The following is a 19,870-nucleotide window of genomic DNA, read 5'->3' as shown; positions in this document are numbered from 1 at the left end:
TTAAAATTCAGTTTTGCTGGTTGTGTTAATTGAATGACTTTGACAAGGCTCAAAAATATCGAGCTCTTTCTGATATATGCTGGTAGATATCTTGTTCAAACCAAGGATTGAGTGAAATAAATAATCTTGACTTAAAGGCGCTTGACTTCTATTGAGAAGGCAGTCTTTATCAATTCCTTTATTAGATAAATACGAGGGTGAAAACCACATTAAGAAAGGCACATGAATTTGCTCTTTAGGGGCTATAAAATAGGGAGTCCCATGTAAGTAAATGTTATTTTCCCCCAGTGACTCTCCATGATCTGAGAGGTAGATCATCGATGTATCATAATACTTAGATTGGACTTCAAGAAACTTAATAGTTTCAGCCAAAAAGTGGTCTGTATAAGCTATTGTATTGTCGTAAGCGTTAATAATTTCCTTACGAGAACATTGCTGTAATTGGTTAGTAGTACAAACTGGTTTAAAGCGCTCGAAAGGCTTTGGGTAACGTTTATAATAAGCAGGGCCATGACTACCTTTTTGGTGCAATACAACAAATACATCTTTATCTGTATTCGTTACTTTACTTTTAAGAGCGTGTAATAAAATCTCGTCATAGCACTCTCCTCCCTGACACCATTCTGAGTTTTCAGAATTACTTAGTTGCTCTGTTTCAACTCTTTTACATACACCTTTACAACCAGAGTTATTATCAAGCCACATAATTGTAACGCCTACGCGTTTTAGTATATCAAGCAGGTTTTCATGTTCTTTAGCCTTGCTCTGGCTAAATTCACTTCGTGCAAAGTGTGAAAACATACACGGTACAGATTCCGCTGTAGCGGTTCCACATGAGGTCATTTGAGGAAAGTTAATAACAGACAATGAAGAAAGGTTAGGCGTTGTATTTCGCGAGTATCCATTTAATGAGAAATTTTCAGCTCTAGCAGTTTCCCCTACTACAAGTACAGTTAAACTAGGTTTTAAATTAGCGTTTTTCTGTGGCCTTTCTGCATCCAAACCTACTGGGTGAAGAACTCGGTTTTGAATTTTCCAAGAACGGCTAAAATAAGTCGAAGTAGCATAAATAACGTTAGTAGGATTTATTAAATACCTAACATGCCGATTGTTACGAAAAAAGGAAGCGTAGTCTTGATAAAAAATGACCGCGATTATGACAATAACCGCTAAGCTAATAATTATACTGTATAATTTCTTAACGAGTCCTTGCATTAATGTGGTAGGAATTACTTTTATACGACACATAATTAGAGCTGGAAGCACGCCTAATAAAAGTATGTATACGATCATGTTCACAGAGAGTAACTCTGTTGCTTCTGATACATCAGTTTCTAAGGTATTTTGTATCATATTCCTATCGAACATAACTCCATAAGAGTCCATAAAGTAGCTGGCAATTACAGCTATGAGTAGTAGGGAGACAGTTAAGAGTTTTCGTGTACAAGGGTACATAACTAATTGAAGTAAAAAGTTAAGCGCAGCAACCAAGAAGATGAACATCGAGAAATAAAATACTAGAGTTCGAAAGTTTAATGGCAAACCTGCATTGAATGTGGCATACCAAAATGAACCATTGTAAAAAGAAATTAGCCCCCCAGCTAAGAAAAGAGTATATATAGAAGAACTAACACTGTATTCCTGCGGGATTTCCCATAAGATACGAATACATTTTTTTACATCAATTAGTCCCCATTGACGTATATTTTTGAGCATTTTTAATCCAACAATTTAAAAATCAGGATTAAATTATGCCTATTAAGTTTTTGGAGTTATGTCTTGTTAGTGTCCCATATTTGTCATGAAACGTATGGAACTGTAAAAGGCATATATTCTATGCCCCATTACTATGTAATATAATTACTTCACTGGAAAATATTTATGCTTTAATCAGGAGAGACTTTAGCTAAATTGGAAGGCCAACAAATTAAAAAGCGTGCTCCACCAAGTGGGCTATTTATAATTTTTGCATGCCCCCCATGCTGCGTAGCTATCTTAGAAACGATAGCTAATCCTAAACCATAGCCCCCCGTCTTTTTATTACGGCTGCTATCTAACCGAGTGAAAGGTTCGAACAAAATTTGTCTTTTTTCTTCTGGAATACCTGTCCCATTATCATCTACCCACATATGACATTCATAATTCTTAACAGTCGCACCCAGCACAATTTTACTATGAGTATGTTTATCTGCATTATTAACAAGATTGCGAACAAGCCTACTCATCAAAACCTGATCCATATAAACAATGTGTTTTTCATTCGACACGGCTAATTCTATTGGTATGGTTGTTTCCATAGATAGAATTGCATGCTGTTGAATAATCCAATCATGTAAATTGACGGACTGCAAATTGACTGGTGCAGTTGCGTTTTCGAGCTTTGCATACGAGAGTATTTCATGTGTCATCTGTTCCATTTCATCGAGATTATCGCTGATACCTAATAAATGAAGATTTCGTTCAGAACTACTAGTGCTTTCTAATGCCATCTCTAGTTGGAACCGCATGCGACTAATAGGAGATCTAAACTCGTGTGATACAGCATTAGTCAGATATTTCTGGTTTTGAATATATTGTTTTAATCTAATCGCCATGAGATTAAAACCGTGATTAAGAGCTCCTATCGCCCAGAGCCCTGTTGAAGCTTTAGCATTAAATTGACCTTTACTAAATTCTCTCATGGAATGCTCTAACCTTAACAACCTTAACTGCAAGCCAATAATCCAAAGCAACGTAAAACCACCAAATAAAACGATTGGGAGAAATTTATATATTAAATATGCATATTGCACACTATCAATATCTCCCATAGGGCCTACTTTAGCAACCACATTTGGCGCGATTAATTGATAATGTATATCGAGTGGATATTCAGGTATTACTAACTCCCCATTCATTAGCAATGTTAATTGATCATCACTTAGCAGAAGCTGGTCAATAGTTACAGTTTGAATTGGAATATTTGAACTACCGTCTATTTCGGCTAATAGCTCCTGCCACTGATTTTCTGAAGTTAATGGGTATAATCGTTTTAATAAACTATAAATCGCAGCATAATCATGGGTTTGATCTTGATAAATATCGTCACGGTAGATATCAAAAAATAATGGAGATGCTATGTTCGTATATATAAAAAATAAAGCAATTAAAGACAAGTACATACCAATAAATTCTCTAAACATAGGCTTAGAAATATTATTTATTGTTGACTTAATCAATTGCATTAGAGACTTTTTAAGAGGTCTTTTTTTCATTGTGAAGCTGCTACCATTGATCCGTTATAAAAACGTACCCTTTCCCTCTCACTGTAATAATACGCCGAGGTGGCCCCTGATTGTCATTAAGCTTTCTTCTAAGAGAGACAATTTTATTATCAATAGAGCGATCTAAACCATCATGTTCGATCCCCCTTAAACATTGGTTTATTTCCTCTCTTGAAAGAGTTTGTTCTGGATTAGAAGCAAGTAACCAAAGCAGTTCGAATTCACTTTCACTTAATTGTATTTTATCTTCAGCATACAAAACTTGTCTTCGAGCAAAGTTAATATAGAGCTTCCCAAAACTTAATTCGTTGGATTTATTTTCTATCTCTTCTACTGATAGTTCTGGTTCGTACCGACGAAGCAACATACGTATTCGAGCAAGTAATACCCTAGGGTGTATAGGTTTACAAACATAATCATCGGCCCCCATTTCCAATGCTGCAACCTGATCCATATCCTCCTCGCTTGCGGTTAAAATTAATAGGGGACCTCTGTACCATTTTTTTAGCTCTCGGCAAGCTGTAAGCCCATCTACTTTAGGTAGCATCAGATCAAGGATAATTAACTCTGGATTAAGTTCTTTTGCTAAGTTAATTCCCATAAATCCATCGTCCGCGTGACTAACGCTAAAACCTTTTTTTGATAAATATTCTTTCGTTAATAAGGCTAGTTTTTCATCATCTTCTATAATTAACAGATTTGCTATGTGAGGGTTTGTGGTCATTTAAATAAAAAGTAGCTTATGGATATAGTTTGATTAATCTTATAGGCTCAAACTATGAATGACAACTAACGTAAGCATAAAAATTATTATAAATCGCCCTCTTTCTGTTACTATCTTCATAGATTAAATGAGCGCTAGTTTAGATGAGCTGATACAAGATGAGTATACGAAATAATACTTCAATAAAGACTCAATTTTAAAACATAAACTACTGTATTAAGTTATGCAGTGTAACCATTTTGCAATCTACGAATTACATATTTTATTAATTCACGGCCACGAATTGAACCAACAAACCACAAAGGAGGCTTACATTCAAACTGAATGTTAGGTGTCTCTAACCACCTTTTCCAAGCACAAGTATCTTCAAAATACAAAATTCCGAGTTGGCATAGCTTAGCAAGTTCAAGAACATTTTCGGTTACCTGTTTGTTTAATCGTTTATTATTGTTTTTATGAATTGAGCTTTTCGTTGTTCTAATTACTGTTGCTATTGTATCTGAGTCCCAGTTAATCAAATCAGCAAACTCATTTACTCCCTCAACTTTACATCCTTTCTCTACCAAGTGGGTTTCTTCGATTGGACTTGAATATGCTGTTAATTCAGAACTGGAGACTACATGTAGAAAGTCTCGTTTATTTTTTGTAGTAATCTGAGTCATGTTCAATTTCTATACTTAATAAAAGATAAATTTAGTTGAAAATTAGTTCAATCTCAAATGCACATAATTGATGTGCATAACGATCAAGATCAGCTTTCTAAATATCTCTTCCTCATCTGCTTCAATAAAAAGAAAATTTAGCATTAGCCACTTTTTAAAATACTCATTACCGCTGATAGCCTAATTTTTATTGGCTACTTTTGGTCAGTATTTGGGCTTGGCTTAACTTTACTAAGTGCAACAGGTGTCTATATGTATTTGCTTCGATTAGCACAAACAGGGGCTTTAAGAAAATTAAATAATTTGAATTTTTTACATATATTATGAATTAAAACTCATTGGATAAAATGGCCTTCCATCGCGTTAATAATGCTTTGTATCTTGCTAGCTATTATTGATTTTATTATTATTTAAATTTGATCGCTGAAGATAAAAATTGATTTATTAGATTGGCGCTATCCGTAATATATTAAGTTTTATTTCCTAACGATACTCCTTTGTAGTTTGCACTAGATTAAACCAAGTTAGGCGTTTAATCTAGTTTTGCCAAGCTTGAAAATGTCAGCTTTTATTATTAAACGATAAGCTCCCATTATCAGTTGGGTTATTCCCAGGCATTGATATATATCCAGGCAATTGCTCTAAACGCAACATCCACGCTTTAATATTCGTGTATTTATCTATTTTGACGTCGCCTTCATAGGCAACCGAAATGTAAGGGTAAATCGCGCAATCGGCAATTGTGGGACGATTGGCTGCTAACCAATAGTTATTACTAAGGTGATTATCTATTAACATTAATATTTTCTTTGAGTTTTCTACACTTTGTGCGTGATCACCTGCTAAACCAAACTTTTTAATTAATCGCGCCATATTTGGTCCGTGCTGTATCTCATTAGAAGCTACGGATAACCATTGCATAACCTCTGCTTGTAAATACGCTTCGCTAGGCCACCATGCTTCGCCGCCATACTTATTGGCTAAATAAACTAATATTGCTTGCGCATCTCTTAAAACAACATCTCCATCTACAAAAATTGGAATTTCCCCCCAAGGATTTAGCTGCATCAGTTTATCCCCCTTATGCTCACCTTGCATAAAGTCAACGGGTACAATATTTAATGGTGTTTGAATAAATGATGCAAATAGCCTTACTTTGTAACAATTTCCTGATAAATCTAAGTCATATAATTTCATTCTTTGCTTCCTCTGACAGTAGTTGGTTGAATTCAAGAACATTTCCATCGGGATCACGAATAAACAAAGCGGTTCTTCTTGGGCCTAATTGTTTTGGCCCCTCAGTAACCTTTATTCCTTCTTTAGATAACCAGTCTTGAAATTCATTTATGTTATTAATAATGAATGCAGGATGTGTAATTCCCGGTTTTTTAATGGCCTCATCAAGTAGCGTATTTTTTTGGTTTTTTATTTTTGCGCCATTAAAAATAAGATTAATTCGAACACCTGCGGGAGTTACCATTTCATTCGCTTCACCTTCAGAAATTCGATAAGTTTCCTTAAAACCGAGACGTTCATAAAAGTGTACTGAATTTTGTCTGTTACTTACTCTAATACCAACATGGTCATAGGCCAAAGCAGCTTGAGAATTTACAGAAGGTAAAATGTTCATAGTGTTTTTTCTAGTCTTATTTAAGTAAGTACACTATGACATTTTGTTATTTGAAAGATAATACTGTAAATTTGACAATGATATTTTCAATAAATGAGATAATTATGGACAGATTGCAGGCAATGTCTATGTTAATAAAAGTGGCCGAAGTCGGTAGTTTTTCTGCTGCGAGCAAAGAATTGAATGTACCGCTGCCAACCTTAAGTCGAAAGGTATCTGAACTTGAAAATCAACTTGGTGTTCGTTTGTTGCATAGAACTACTCGAAAGTTATCACTAACAAATTCAGGCGCTGATTATATCAGCGCATGTAAAAGAATTATTGAACAAGTTGAGGAAGCTGAACGAGAGGTAAAAGGTGAATACTCTGAGCCAAAAGGCGATTTAGTTATAACGGCCCCTGTTATGTTTGGTAGGCTATATGTATTGCCAATTATTACCGAGTTTTTAGCCCTATATTCCAACATTAATGTGCAATTAGTGTTGTCTGATGGAAATATTAATCTTTTTGAAAATGAAGTGGATTTGGCCGTTAGAATAGGGGCATTACCCGATAGTTCAATGATAGCAACGCAAGTAGGAGCAATTCGCATTGTAACCTGTGCTAATCAGCATGTTTTAGAGGAACATGACACGTTAGAGTCGCCTCATGATTTAACTAATTTTTCTTGTGTATCGTTAAATACAGCGATGACAATTCCACATTGGAGCTACCGTCTTCCTGACTCTAATTTCACTTTTAATGTAAAAACTTTATCTAGATTAACCGTTACAGACAGTGAATCGGCTGTTGTTGCTGCTGTAAATGGAGTAGGTATAACCCAACAATTACATTACCAAGTTAAAAGTGCGATAGACAAAGGAGCACTTAAAATTATATTACCTGAATTTGAACCAGCTAAAGTTCCCGTGCATTTACTATATAAGTCTCGAAAATACATGCCTAAAAAAATAAAAAGCTTTCTAGATTTTGCGTCACCAATACTAAAAAATAAAATTGATGAGTTATTTTCATAAATGCTTCTATTAGGTTCATATATTATTAAACTTGCTCTCGCTTTTTCCATTCTTTATATTCAAAATAGTTATTTAACGCAGTCAACATAATAGGTGGTTTCCCCTGCTGATTTAACTGTAACTAATCCGTGAATAAAGGTTTCAAAACCCGGAAATTGTTCGTTAAATAAACGGGCAAAACGTAAGTAACTCACAATAGTTTCATTAAACACTTCACCAGGTACCAGTAGGGGAATACCTGGTGGGTAAGGGGTGATCATTACCGCGGCCACTCGTCCTACTAAATCATCAATGGCAATTCGCTCTATTTTTTTATGCGCCATTGCTGCAAAAGCATCGGCTGGGATCATTGCAGGTACTAAATCAGACAAGTACATGGAGGTTGTTAATTTGGCAACATTGTTTTTTGTATATATAGCGTGAATTTTATCGCATAAGTCTTTTAAACCAACACGCTCATATTGTGGGTATTGTTGAATAAAATCAGGCAATATACGCCATAATGGTACATTTTTATCGTAGTCATCTTTAAATTGTTGTAATGCAGTTACCATGGTATTCCAACGGCCTTTGGTTATACCAATAGTAAACATAATAAAAAATGAATAAAGCCCCGTTTTTTCAATAACTACACCGTGTTCGGCTAAATATTTAGCAATAATGGCAGCAGGAATACCTGAGTCTTCAAAATCACCAGCAACATTTAAACCTGGGGTCAAAATAGTGGCTTTAATAGGGTCGAGTAAATTAAAACCTTCTTCAATAGCGCCGAAACCATGCCAATTTTCATCTGCTTGCAGCGTCCACGCATCACGTTTATCTAACCCTTCATCGGTTAAGTCGTCAGGCCCCCATACTTTAAACCACCAGTCGTCATTACCGTACTCATCATCAACCTTTCGCATTGCACGTCTAAATTCAAGTGCTTCATCAAGTGATTCTTCTACTAATGCTGTACCGCCTGGTGCTTCCATCATGGCTGCGGCAACGTCACACGATGCGATAATGGCATATTGTGGGCTAGTAGAGGTGTGCATCAAATAGGCTTCATTAAATAAATGGGTATCAAGCTCATTATTTTTCGCATTTTGTACTAAAATTTGTGATGCTTGAGAAAGCCCAGCAAGTAATTTATGGGTTGATTGCGTTGCAAATACCATGGACGTTTCACAGCGGGGTCTATCTTCACCAATGGCGTGGTAATCACCATAAAAATCATGGAATGCTGCATGAGGAAGCCATGCTTCATCAAAATGCAACGTTTCAATTTCACCATCAAGTAAGTTTTTAATTTCTTCAACGTTATATAAAACACCGTCATAGGTAGACTGTGTAATAGTTAATACACGAGGTTTAACGTCTGGGTTCTCTTTTAATATTTCACTAATAAAAGGGTTGGCTTGCATTTTTCGCTTGATGTTTTCAGGTTGAAATTCACTGTAAGGAATTGGCCCGATAATGCCATAATGGTTACGTGTAGGCATTAAAAAGATCGGAATTGCGCCTGTCATCATAATGGAATGTAAAATTGATTTATGACAATTTCGATCAACCACAACAATATCATTTGCTGCAACTGTTGAGTTCCATACAATTTTATTTGACGTTGAGGTGCCATTAGTAACAAAAAACAAATGATCGGCATTAAATATGCGCGCTGCATTACGCTCAGAAGCAGCAATTGGCCCCGTATGGTCTAATAATTGACCTAATTCTTCTACTGCATTACAAACATCGGCACGTAACATGTTTTCACCAAAAAATTGATGGAACATACGCCCAACGGGTGATTTTAAAAAGGCAACACCGCCTGAATGACCTGGACAATGCCATGAATAAGATCCATCTTGAGCATAATTTGTTAAGGCACGAAAAAAAGGTGGGGCTAACGTATCAAGATAGCTTTTCGCTTCACGAATAATATGGCGTGCGACAAACTCGGGCGTGTCTTCGTGCATATGAATAAAACCATGCAATTCACGTAGTATATTATTGGGTATATGACGAGCTGTACGTGTTTCGCCGTATAAATAAATAGGGATGTCAGGATTACGATGGCGAATACCGTCAACAAAGGTGTTTAACTGAGATAATACGGAATGAGTATCAGCAGAGCTGCCGTCGCCAAATTCTTCATCATCAATAGATAAAATAAACCCTGCTGCACGACTTTGTTGTTGGGCAAATGAGGAAAGATCGCCGTAGTTGGTGTATCCAACTACCTTCATATCTGCTTTTTCAATGGCTTCAGCAAGTTCACGAATTCCTGAACCACTAGTGTTTTCAGAACGGAAGTCTTCGTCAATAATAACGATAGGAAAATCAAAACGCATACTGTTACCCTTCAAACAAAAATAGAGACTAATACTAGTTAATGGGTCATTTACTTGCAGAAGTAACCTATTTCTAGTCCAAAAATAAACCTTGAGATCAGACCATCTTTATAAGTCAGATGCAAGAATTACTCTTAGTGGTTGTGCTTTATTTCAATAAAACTACTAATGGTTAGCCTACCTTTTTGTGGATTTGATGATAATCCCATTACGGGGTTAATGTTGCCGGAGTGTAAAATATTACTTGGGTAAATTATAGCTCGGTTCATTTTAGCTTCGACAGAATATAATTGCTCGAACATGGTATTACTGCCGTTTATATAACTAGGATTTAGATGTATTTGATTAGCCATGGCTTCTTTTTTTAATTGCTTGCTGTAACCGACTAACCGCTCAGCCGATATTACTTCGAATTGGCTTGCTTTATGTCGATAAAAAGAGGTTCCTCCGTGTTCGTTATTACACAAATAATGCACTATTGCTAATTGATTGTTTTGTGTAGTATCAACGTGTGGCAACATTTGTATGGGCTTTAACTGCTGTGGTGCTTGGTCAGAAATGGCAAATGTTGAGATAATATTATCTGCATTTTGGGTAAGTTCAAAACCAAAATAGGCGGCAAATAATGGTAAATAATGAGTGAAAATATAGTTAGGGTAATAACCGTTAATTAGCTTACGTTTACCAGGATAATAATTTTTGTTATCCGCAAGAAATAATGAGCCATCGCCTGCCTCATTAATAAGTTTATGATGATTATCAATAAAATTATCAATAATCAATAAAGGTGTTTTCTCTCGCCCTATGGATAGTTTAGTTACGCTGACATGCTTATTTAAAGCAAAATTATTTAATATACAATCAGTCAATGTATAGTCAGTCATGTTTTTTATTGCCAAAATTAAAAGGCTTCTACTTGGTTCAAGTAAAAGCCTTTGTTTTAGGAAAACTTGGTGTTGTTAGAATGTACCACGTACACCAAAAGCAAAACGTCGACCACTATCTTCAATTAATAATAATTGGTTAGCAAAACGACCGCGCTTGTGAACATATTCTTCAGTTAAGTTAATACCTTCAAAGAAAATAGAAATATTATCGTTGATATCATAACTACCACTAGCATCAACTTGAGCATACGCTTCAACAATAGTGACACCATCACCAAGAGATTGTGTTAATGATTGCACAAAGCTGTCACGCCAGTTATAAGCTAAACGAACTTGTAGTGGGCCATTTTCATAGAAGCCAACTACGTTGTACGAATCACTTAACCCAGTTAACGCAAATTTTTGAGTAATATCTGCAGGCTCAAGTTCTGCATCACTATCAACGAGTGTTGCATTCGCCATAAAACCAAAACCGCTATCAAAGGTATGTTGCAACGCAATTTCCCAACCATCAACAATGGCTGATTCACTATTGTTAGGTAGGGTGTTGGTAAATACAGCCACTGAATCTGCACTGTCAGGGTTGTCGACATCATTACCAGTAGATGGGTCTGTTAGTAAGCCGCCATTAGCTAATTCAAAGGTCAGATCTTCGGTTGAATTAACAATGAAATTAGCTACATTTTTTCTAAAATAGCCAGCAGATATATAACTGGCGTCAGCGTAATACCACTCTAAAGATAAATCTAAATTATCTGAAGTGAAGGGTTCAAGTTCAGCGTTACCAGAGTTAGAGGTTAAATTACCCCCTTGTCGAGTGGTAGTGATAACTGTTACGGGCGACATACTATCTAACGTTGGGCGAGTAATGGTTTGTGACGCCGCAAACCGAGCAATTAAGTCGTCATTGATTTCTAATTTAACACTCAAGCTAGGTAGTATTGCCTCATAATTAGCGGTTTTGGTGATTGATTCGGCAGCCCCGAAGCTTGCTAACATTTCCGTTTTATCAAGAATGTTTAGTTGAGATACTGGTTCATCAGTGCCATTGACATCAACATCAGTTGACTCATAACGAACCCCAGTTGTTGCTGATAACGGCATGCCAGCCAATTCGGTTTCAAAATCGAATTCAACATAGAGTGATGCCGTTTCTTCTGTGATTTTAAATGACTTATTACGTTTTACCGCATCAAAACTAATACTATTACCTTGCGATGCGGCATATTGCTCTAAGAAAGCAAAGTTAGCTTCACCATTATGAGCTAACCATGACGTTGGCATCCGACCACTGCCGCTAACATCACTTAAAAAATCGCTACCAGCGTCAAAGACATATTGGGAAAGGCTATCCATGTTTGGAGAATCTGGGTAACCACAAAAGGCACAGTGAATACCGACGCCTTCATTGTCCCAACGATCTAAATTTTTAGTTTCAGTCGAGTACATGGCACCAAATTTAACGGCAACTAAGCCGCTGTCAGCATCATCAAGCCAAGTGCTATCCCAACGAAATTGGTCAACTGTATCTTTAACCGCCCAGCCACGGCGGAGCATAACATGAGCACGACTGTTCGCAGGGTCTAAATGATCTGACACGCCATCCGGTGTCACTGTTGGATTATAAGCAACGCCGTCAATCTCTTGTTGGCCACTGTATATATTTGGGTTGGCTGAGGAAAATTCGCTTGAGTAAGGCAGAATATTATCATCTATCTGGAAACGAACTCGGTTGGCGTAACCTATTAAGGATAGTTGATCTCCACCGCCATTATTTGCTGCACGTTCGGCACTTGAATGGCTTAAATCAAATTTCATGTTTAAGTTGTTGTTAACATCCCAATCAAAATTTAACCCTAATGCGCTTGATTCGGTTAAGCGATCAAATTTCTTTGCGTGCATATCTGTTGCTAAGCCAACTTCTTGGTATAAATCAATGACGGTTCCGTTAGCATCAACCGTTGGGCCTACAGCATCCCCAAAACCTTCCATATTTGGCGCAGTAAACCAATGACCATAAGAAGTTGTTGTGCTGTCAACATCAAAGTCTGAATACAAGGCGTCAGCGGTAACAATTAAATCATCTGAAGGGGCGTATTGAAGCACTAAGTTGGCATTTGTACGAGTGCGATCTTCTGTAGTGACTTTATGATCATAATCGCGCGGTGAGAAAATATTGCCAGTATAAGCTTGGCCATTTTCTGTTTTAGGATTAGGCACCCCCACATTTTCTAACCAGCCATCTACTTGTGCTTGGTTCAAGCGGGTACTGCGCTCTTGGTGAGATACTGCAAATAGCACACCGAAAGAATCGTCATTAAACGTGTTGCTGATTAATGCTGAAACTTGGGGTGTCGTTTCTTCGCTATTTTCATCAATAACGCCCTTAATACTGCCTGCAAATTTGAAGCCGTTAATAGCAAAAGGTCGCGCTGTTGCCACATTGACGGTAGATCCGATACCACCAGACTGTATGGTTGCTGTAGAGGTTTTGTGAACGTCTAAACTTTTAACCAATTCTGAGGCGACAGTATCAAAGCTAAAGGCACGGCTTTGATTTTCAGAGGCCATTTGACGACCGTTTACCAATACCGTATTAAATTGGGGACCAAAGCCACGCACTGTGATTAATTGCCCTTCACCGCCAGAGCGGTCAATAGAAACCCCGGTGATGCGCTGTAAAGATTCTGCCAAGTTAGTATCAGGAAATTTACCAATATCTTCAGCTGAAATAGAGTCAACTACCCCACCAGCTTCTCTTTTTGCATCCATGGCACGACCTAACGCACCTCTAATCCCCCTAACTTCAATGATTTCTATTTCTTTTGTTTCAGTTTCTGCCGCTGCAGGTAAGGCTGCCACGGTAGCTAGTACTGCAAGTACTGCACTTGAAATTTTATTTTTTTTATAATTAGCCATGTTGTCTTTTCTCTCAAAACTTGGATCTATTAAAATAGATAACTGCCCACTTTCGCTAATTTCAGTTTTCAAGCCGGTATCCTTGAGCATCATTTGTAACGCATTCATCATTGAATACTCTCCAGATACAGGATTAGTTTGTTTTCCCTCTAGTTTATCTAGTGGAAAAAGCAAGGTTATATCCGCTTGCTCGGCAAAATTTATTAGTGATAAGTCGGCTCTTTGTCTGGGAATATTAAACTTCACTTTTTCAGTACTTTCTTGTGCAATAGCCCAACGACTTGATAGGCTAAAAATCAGAATAAAAGTAATAATCTGCAAAGGTGATTTTTGATATTCCGAGCGTATAGATTTTCGCCATACACAAAACAAAGACGACTGGCCTTTTATTTTCCTCCATAGTTTTTGTTTTATTTTTAAAATAAATTTTATCGGGTGATTAATCATGTTTAAGTTTATTTATGCCTTTATAGTTTTATTTTTTGACATTTATTTTATAAACAGAACAACGACTGTTTATTTTACTTTGTGATTTAACTATTTGTTATTAAGGTTATTTTTATTGTTACCTTAGACGTTGTATGTTCGCAATTATGTTGTTGATATTTTCATTATCAAAAACCATATTACACTTCTCCTGTTGATTACAAGCTTTTCACCTTGTTCATAATTTAATTTATTGCAAAGTAGACTAAAATTAATTTTATTTTAATTAGCGGATTTTTAGGGCTCAATCGTCCTTTTTATATACCAGATAAATTGTTAGATCGGTTAACAAAATAAAACCGTGATTGAGTGGGGATTAATGTCGAACGATACATTATTTTATAAAGTATATTTGAAGTCGAGAAAAAGCATTTCTCGGCTAGTGGCTCGTATTGTGCCACCCCATGAAATTGAAGATATCGTTCAAGAAACTTATGTTCGTATTTGCCAAATAGAAAATAAAGAAAATATTACATCACCTAAATCTTTTATGTACAAAACGGCGAAAAATTTAGCGTTAGATTTTCAGAAACAAGCCAATGTTCGACTTGTTGATGGTGTAGAAAATATGGAGGTTTTAGATCAATTATTATCAAATCATCATACAGATGAAATGTATGAAAATGCGTTAACCGAGAGTGAGTTTTCTCATTTTTGTGAAGCCGTTAGACTATTACCTGTTCAATGTCGTAAAGTGTTTGTATTAAAAAAAGTTTATGGTTATTCGCAGCGTGAAATCGCTGCTCAATTAAATCTTAGTGAAAGTACTGTGGAAAAACATATATCAATCGGCATGAAACGTTGCACCTTGTTCATGCGTAAGACCCAAAATAAAATTATCAAAGGAAGTGCGACATCATCGCAATCCTTTCCAGGAGGCACTTATGAGTAATATTCATCATATTCATGAGAAAAATATCATTGACGAAGAAGCAAAGCGTTTAGATGAAGCCAGTGACTGGATCGCAAAAATAGATAGAGATTTAACTACTCAAGAAATGACGGCGCTTAAAACGTGGTTATCATTAAATACTAAAAATACCGAGGTGTTATTAGAAGTAGCGCATTTGTGGGATAAAATGGATGATTTAAGTCGCTTATCTGATTTATTTCCACAAGCATCGCCAAGCGTACTTAAAAAATATCCAACATGGTTAAGTGCTTTGGCGGCATCCGTTATTTTGGTCTTTAGTATAGGTTTTTACCAAAGTGGTTTTAATTTTTCAATATTTAATCAATTAAATCAATCAGCTGTAGTTGTCATGCAAATGAATTATCAAACAGGGATTGGTGAAAGTAACACGATTAATTTACCAGATCACAGCAAAGTTGTTTTAAATACCAATAGTTTTGTACAAGTCCGTTATACGCCAACAGCAAGAATTATCGATTTGCAACGGGGGGAAATTCATATTGATGTAGCACATGACACGTCTAGGCCGCTAAGTGTTCTTGCCCGAGGTAAAGTAATTCAAGCGGTAGGAACTGCATTCAATGTTGAGGTACGAAATGAGCTAGTTGAGCTTATCGTTACCGATGGCAAGGTCTTAGTCGCGGTTAGAAAGAACGATATTGCTTCAATGAATATTGATGACATTGCTAAAAGGTTGCCGCAAAACTCTATGGCTGTATCTAAAGGAGAACAAATCGACTTAGATTTAACGGGGAGTGCGGTTGAAAAAGTGATAAAAGTAGATCCTGTAGAAGTGGCTGCAAAATTATCTTGGCGTACAGGCAACTTGATATTTCGAGGTGAATCACTAGCTGAGGCAATGGCTGAAATTAGTCGTTATACCAATATGAAGTTTGAATTGTCTGATGATGAAGCGCTAAAAAATGTGCAAGTTGCGGGCATGTTTAAAACGGGTGATGTAACAGGGTTGCTTGAGGTATTAAGCAATAATTTTAATATACGTTATGAAAGAGTTAGCAACGATAAAATTATTTTAAATTACGCAGGTTAACTAGTCGCTTTTAATGGGCTTGTGCAAACAACAATAATAACAACAAGGATATAGAATAGTGAAAACTCTTTCTACAGAAGAATTTAACAAAGCGTTTCAAGTGTCGTCTGAACAACAAAACTCAATTTTTTATGTCTTTTTTATTGCGTCAATCGCTGCGATAGGTGGTTTCTTATTTGGTTTTGATTCCGGCGTAATTAATGGCACTGTCACTGCGTTAGGCCATGCTTTTAATTCAAACGATGTTTCTACGGGCTTTAATGTTGCCTCTGTTTTGTTAGGTTGTGCTTTAGGGGCTTTAGCCGCAGGGCCTTTGTCTGATCAACACGGACGTAAAGCAATTATGATCATTACTGCGATTATTTTTGCTATCAGTGCTTTTGGCTCTGGTTTTGCAACGTCTTCTACTGAATTTATTCTTTATCGATTATTTGGTGGTTTGGGTATCGGTGCAGCGTCTGTTTTGGCGCCTGCTTATATTGCAGAAGTTGCCCCAGCAGCCATACGCGGTCGGCTGGCTACCTTGCAACAATTGGCTATTGTCCTAGGGTTGTTTGCTGCCTTTTTGAGTAACTACATCATAGCGACTCAAGCTGGCGGCGCTGAGGGCATCTTTATGTTTGATATCGCTGCATGGCGTTGGATGTTTTGGGTAGAACTCATTCCTGCGGTGTTGTTTTTATTTGGAGTATTCTTTATTCCTGAATCTCCACGTTATCTTGTTGCCCAAGGGAGCATTGAACAAGCACAAAAGGTATTTACAAAAATATCAGCCGAGAATGCTAGCGAACAAGTAGAAAACGTTAAAAAATCATTACACGGCGATAGAAAACCGAGCATTAGCGATCTGTTCATTGAAGGACAGAAGAAAATACATCCAATTATTTGGGTCGGTATCGCGCTTTCTGTATTTCAACAATTTGTCGGGATTAATGTTGTTTTTTACTACGGATCTGAACTGTGGCGAGCCGCTGGTTTTGATGAGTCTCAATCTTTGCTTATTAATGTTCTCACCGGCACCACCAATATTGTCTCAACTTTCATTGCTATAGCCTTAGTCGATAAAGTGGGTCGTAAACCACTGTTGCTTATTGGCAGTATTGGTATGTTTATCAGTTTAGGTGCATTAACCTTTATCTTTGGTACAGCAGGTTTTGATGAATTTGGTAAACTTGCCTTAACAGAAAGCATGGGCACATTAGCCTTAATTATGGCGAACTTATTTGTGGTATTTTTTGGTTTAAGTTGGGGGCCAATTGCTTGGGTGTTATTAGGCGAAATGTTTAATAATCGCATTCGTGGCGCAGCGTTAGCCGTAGCGGCAAGTGCTCAATGGCTTGCAAATTTTACAATTACTATGACCTTCCCCATTTTATTAGGCAGTGTAGGGTTGGTTGGTGCTTATGGTTTATATGCAGTATCAGCATTTTTCAGCATATTTTTTATTGTTAACTATATAAAAGAAACACGAGGTGTTAGTTTAGAGTCAATGTAGTTCGCAGTTATTTTTATATCATTCAAATTGGCTGTGTGTTATTTGCACAGTTAATTGGTGTTGTTAACTGGTTAATTTATTTATCTAAATAAAAAAGAGTAGCCATCAGTTTGTATTTGGTTCAAATAGGGCGTTGAGCAATCATCGCTATTGACCAACCTTCAGCTAATAAACATCTTCACGATATCGTCCTTGCGCTTTGAGGGCGATAACGTCAGTAGCAAGCGGCGCGATGATTTCGTCTATTGCTAGCATAACGCTGTTTGCCATGCTTCTACCACCGCATACTAGAATTTGTGCGCCTGATTCGATTAATTGGCGTAATTCTTCACCATCTACTGCTATTTTATCTTGCACATAACAACCCTCTGTAACCCTTGAGAATACCGCATTTAGCTTTGTCAGTCGCTTGTCCTTAAGGTAGGTGTTCAGTTCTGGCTCGTAAAGGAAGTCTGACTTTGGACAACGGCCACCCCAATAAAGATACATTGGGCGATGTGCGGTATTATGCACTGTGTTGTGACGGATAAAACCAACTAACGGCCCTATGCCTGTACCCGCACCGATTAAAATTATCGGTGCTTTAGTTTTTGTTATTGCCTTAACTCCTGTATTAGCTTTGATACTAGTAAGCGCAGGGCGAAACCCTGGGTTTAGCTTGATAAACGCCTCAATAGTGTCGCCCACATTAAGTGCATAAAGGAAACTTGAGCACAGGCCACCGCGATGTTCGCGTACACAAATTTCTAACTCACCATCACTTGAAGACGAGGCCAACGAATAGAATCGCGGTACGTTGCTTCCCGGCGGTATAATACCGACTAAGTCACCAGCGTCGAATTTTGGTAAACCTGAGCGTTTCCACAGTCGATTTAACCAATTTTTATGGCTATTTTCAGGTAACTTAAAATGCAGCACGGCTGTTGGTGCCTTTACGGCAACGCCGTAATTTACGCGCTCGACAAGAGTCAAGCTAGTGCTGGGTGGATGAATAGGTGTGTACGCTAGTGTTAAGTCAGCATCTATTACCGTGCTCACTGATTCACCCCAGCGGGCGAATTCTTGAGTCGACTGGCGATTAATGGTATCTAACGGCAGTAATTGTGGCCAACCTTTGGCGCTTAGTGCGGTCTCAACTTCTTTTGCGAACTGGCAAAAGGCTGGGAATTGACGATCGCCAAAACCTAGCACGGCATAAGGAAGAGGAGCAGTATGCTTCATCAATGCCAAGCGTTTAAGAAATTGCTCGGCTGAGGCAGGTGCATCCCCATCGCCATAAGTCGCCGTTAGAATAAATAACCGTTTAGCTTTTGCATAATTGCTTGCAAGGCTGTTCATTGCGCTAGTGTGCACAAGAAATCCCGTTACGTTCAGTTCATCATGAAGCGTTTTTGCAAAACCCCAGGTACTATTGCTCTCGCTGCCCACCAGTATTACCGTGTCGGCAAGGTTAGCTGCGATATTATGATCAATAATTGTGGCTGACTGTTGACGACTCCACCAAATTTGAATACCCGTCCATGCCATTAGTGGTACGGTTAATGCGCTCAAGCCTAGTAGTAATCCTAGCCACCAAAGTCCTTCGCCCGTATGGAGCATATAGATAAATTCATACAGTTTCTGATCACTGCCAAAAGGCTGAAAGGAGAGTAATTGCCCTGTTGATTGATCGATAAAGCCGCTGCCTTGCTGCGTGGTAATTGAATAAACATCAGTGCTATCGCCTTTATATGGATAAACTAGCTCTCTGAGTTCACTTACTGGGATAGCCTTTAAAGCGGTAAGTGTGTCGATGGATGCTGGCAAATTTCCTTTAACATTGGCGGGAAAGGCAGGTTCAGCAGCTTGATATTCAGGTAGTAATTCAAAGGTTACGGCTGACATATACAGGCCAGTAATAGCGGATAACATTAATGCAAGCACGGCTAATCGTCCCACCTTACAGTGTAATTTCTGCTTAAAATCACCCTGAATAGGGCGAAAAATCTGACGCCAACCGCCAAGTCGTTTGGTTAACAGGAAGGCACCTGAAGTAGTTAATAGCAGCATAAAAAAAGCGGTTATGCCTGCGCCAACTCGTCCTGGTGTGTCAAGTAAGTATGAGCGATGTAAGTTTTTAACCCACACCATAACAGGTGAAGTTGAATAATCGCTAAGGGTTTCACCCGTTATAGGATTGATTAAATCTGCGCCGGCATTGCCGTTGTCGGTGTAATAGACTATAACAGTGCCTGAAGGCGTTCGCTGTATTTGCTCTGCATTAGGATAATTTAATGCTAGCTTACCCGTTAGCTCAGCAACACTTATCGAAGAGGTTCCTGCTATTTTGGCTTGAGCACGCTCTAAAGCAGGATTAATTGAGAGCACGGCACCAGTAACAGCAAGCATTACAACGAGTAGTGCTGCTATTAATCCAGACCAAGAGTGAAATTTACGTAACATAACTAAACCTTTGATGACGTTTAAATAATCTGTTTAAATTGATTATATA

At 37.7% G+C, this 19,870-nt stretch carries 14 protein-coding genes; 4 read left to right on the top strand and 10 right to left on the bottom strand.

Features of this window, described 5'->3' with window-relative positions; translation table 11 throughout:
• The 6 genes from ACE1OF_RS04820 to ACE1OF_RS04795 form a co-directional block, all read right to left on the bottom strand.
• Positions 1-1,716: a phosphoethanolamine transferase gene (locus tag ACE1OF_RS04820; RefSeq protein WP_448893106.1), complete on the bottom strand. Its 1,716-nt coding sequence runs from the start codon at positions 1,714-1,716 to the stop codon at positions 1-3.
• A gap of 170 nt (positions 1,717-1,886) precedes the next feature.
• Positions 1,887-3,254, bottom strand: a complete 1,368-nt coding sequence (locus ACE1OF_RS04815) for an ATP-binding protein (RefSeq protein ID WP_448893105.1) — start codon at positions 3,252-3,254, stop codon at positions 1,887-1,889.
• 10 nt (positions 3,255-3,264) lie between these two features.
• A complete protein-coding gene (locus ACE1OF_RS04810) occupies positions 3,265-3,987 on the bottom strand; it encodes a response regulator (protein ID WP_448893104.1) in 723 nt (240 codons plus the stop codon).
• A gap of 221 nt (positions 3,988-4,208) precedes the next feature.
• Positions 4,209-4,649, bottom strand: coding sequence for a hypothetical protein (locus ACE1OF_RS04805; RefSeq protein ID WP_448893103.1), 441 nt, complete (start codon positions 4,647-4,649; stop codon positions 4,209-4,211).
• A gap of 561 nt (positions 4,650-5,210) precedes the next feature.
• The gene (locus ACE1OF_RS04800) at positions 5,211-5,846 is read right to left on the bottom strand and encodes a glutathione S-transferase family protein (RefSeq protein ID WP_448893102.1); all 636 of its coding nucleotides are present in this window, start codon (positions 5,844-5,846) and stop codon (positions 5,211-5,213) included.
• Positions 5,833-6,279 (bottom strand): VOC family protein, encoded by a 447-nt coding sequence (locus ACE1OF_RS04795; protein WP_448893101.1) that lies wholly within the window; start codon positions 6,277-6,279, stop codon positions 5,833-5,835. Before ACE1OF_RS04795 ends, ACE1OF_RS04800 begins: the two co-directional genes overlap by 14 nt.
• A 104-nt stretch (positions 6,280-6,383) precedes the next feature.
• Between ACE1OF_RS04795 and ACE1OF_RS04790 the strand changes: the two genes are divergently transcribed.
• Positions 6,384-7,295 carry a LysR family transcriptional regulator gene (locus ACE1OF_RS04790; protein ID WP_448893100.1) on the top strand — a complete coding sequence of 304 codons (912 nt, stop codon included), beginning with the start codon at positions 6,384-6,386 and terminating at the stop codon, positions 7,293-7,295.
• A 68-nt stretch (positions 7,296-7,363) separates the two neighbouring features.
• On the opposite strand, the gene ACE1OF_RS04785 is transcribed toward ACE1OF_RS04790, so the two are convergent.
• The 3 genes from ACE1OF_RS04785 to ACE1OF_RS04775 form a co-directional block, all read right to left on the bottom strand.
• The gene (locus ACE1OF_RS04785) at positions 7,364-9,628 is read right to left on the bottom strand and encodes an Orn/Lys/Arg family decarboxylase (RefSeq protein ID WP_448893099.1); all 2,265 of its coding nucleotides are present in this window, start codon (positions 9,626-9,628) and stop codon (positions 7,364-7,366) included.
• Positions 9,629-9,762: 134 nt separating this feature from the next.
• Positions 9,763-10,512, bottom strand: a complete 750-nt coding sequence (locus ACE1OF_RS04780; RefSeq protein WP_448893098.1) for a DUF6445 family protein — start codon at positions 10,510-10,512, stop codon at positions 9,763-9,765.
• Positions 10,513-10,587: 75 nt separating this feature from the next.
• Positions 10,588-13,434 (bottom strand): TonB-dependent receptor, encoded by a 2,847-nt coding sequence (locus ACE1OF_RS04775; protein ID WP_448893130.1) that lies wholly within the window; start codon positions 13,432-13,434, stop codon positions 10,588-10,590.
• A gap of 805 nt (positions 13,435-14,239) precedes the next feature.
• Here ACE1OF_RS04775 and ACE1OF_RS04770 point away from each other — a divergent pair.
• From ACE1OF_RS04770 to ACE1OF_RS04760, 3 genes are all read left to right on the top strand, one after another.
• Complete coding sequence (locus ACE1OF_RS04770; protein ID WP_448893097.1) at positions 14,240-14,812, top strand: RNA polymerase sigma factor; 573 nt, start codon at positions 14,240-14,242, stop codon at positions 14,810-14,812.
• Positions 14,805-15,884, top strand: a complete 1,080-nt coding sequence (locus ACE1OF_RS04765; protein ID WP_448893096.1) for a FecR family protein — start codon at positions 14,805-14,807, stop codon at positions 15,882-15,884. Before ACE1OF_RS04770 ends, ACE1OF_RS04765 begins: the two co-directional genes overlap by 8 nt.
• Before the next feature lie 100 nt (positions 15,885-15,984).
• On the top strand, positions 15,985-17,379 hold the full coding sequence (locus ACE1OF_RS04760; protein ID WP_448893129.1) for a sugar porter family MFS transporter: 1,395 nt from the start codon (positions 15,985-15,987) through the stop codon (positions 17,377-17,379).
• 165 nt (positions 17,380-17,544) lie between these two features.
• Here ACE1OF_RS04760 and ACE1OF_RS04755 read toward each other — a convergent pair whose 3' ends face one another.
• Positions 17,545-19,821, bottom strand: coding sequence for a PepSY domain-containing protein (locus ACE1OF_RS04755; protein WP_448893095.1), 2,277 nt, complete (start codon positions 19,819-19,821; stop codon positions 17,545-17,547).
• Between the last annotated feature and the right edge of the window lie 49 nt (positions 19,822-19,870).

This window comes from Colwellia sp. E150_009 (genome assembly GCF_053543955.1).
Note: the sequence above shows the minus strand (reverse complement) of the source record. Positions and strands in the feature narration are given on the sequence as shown.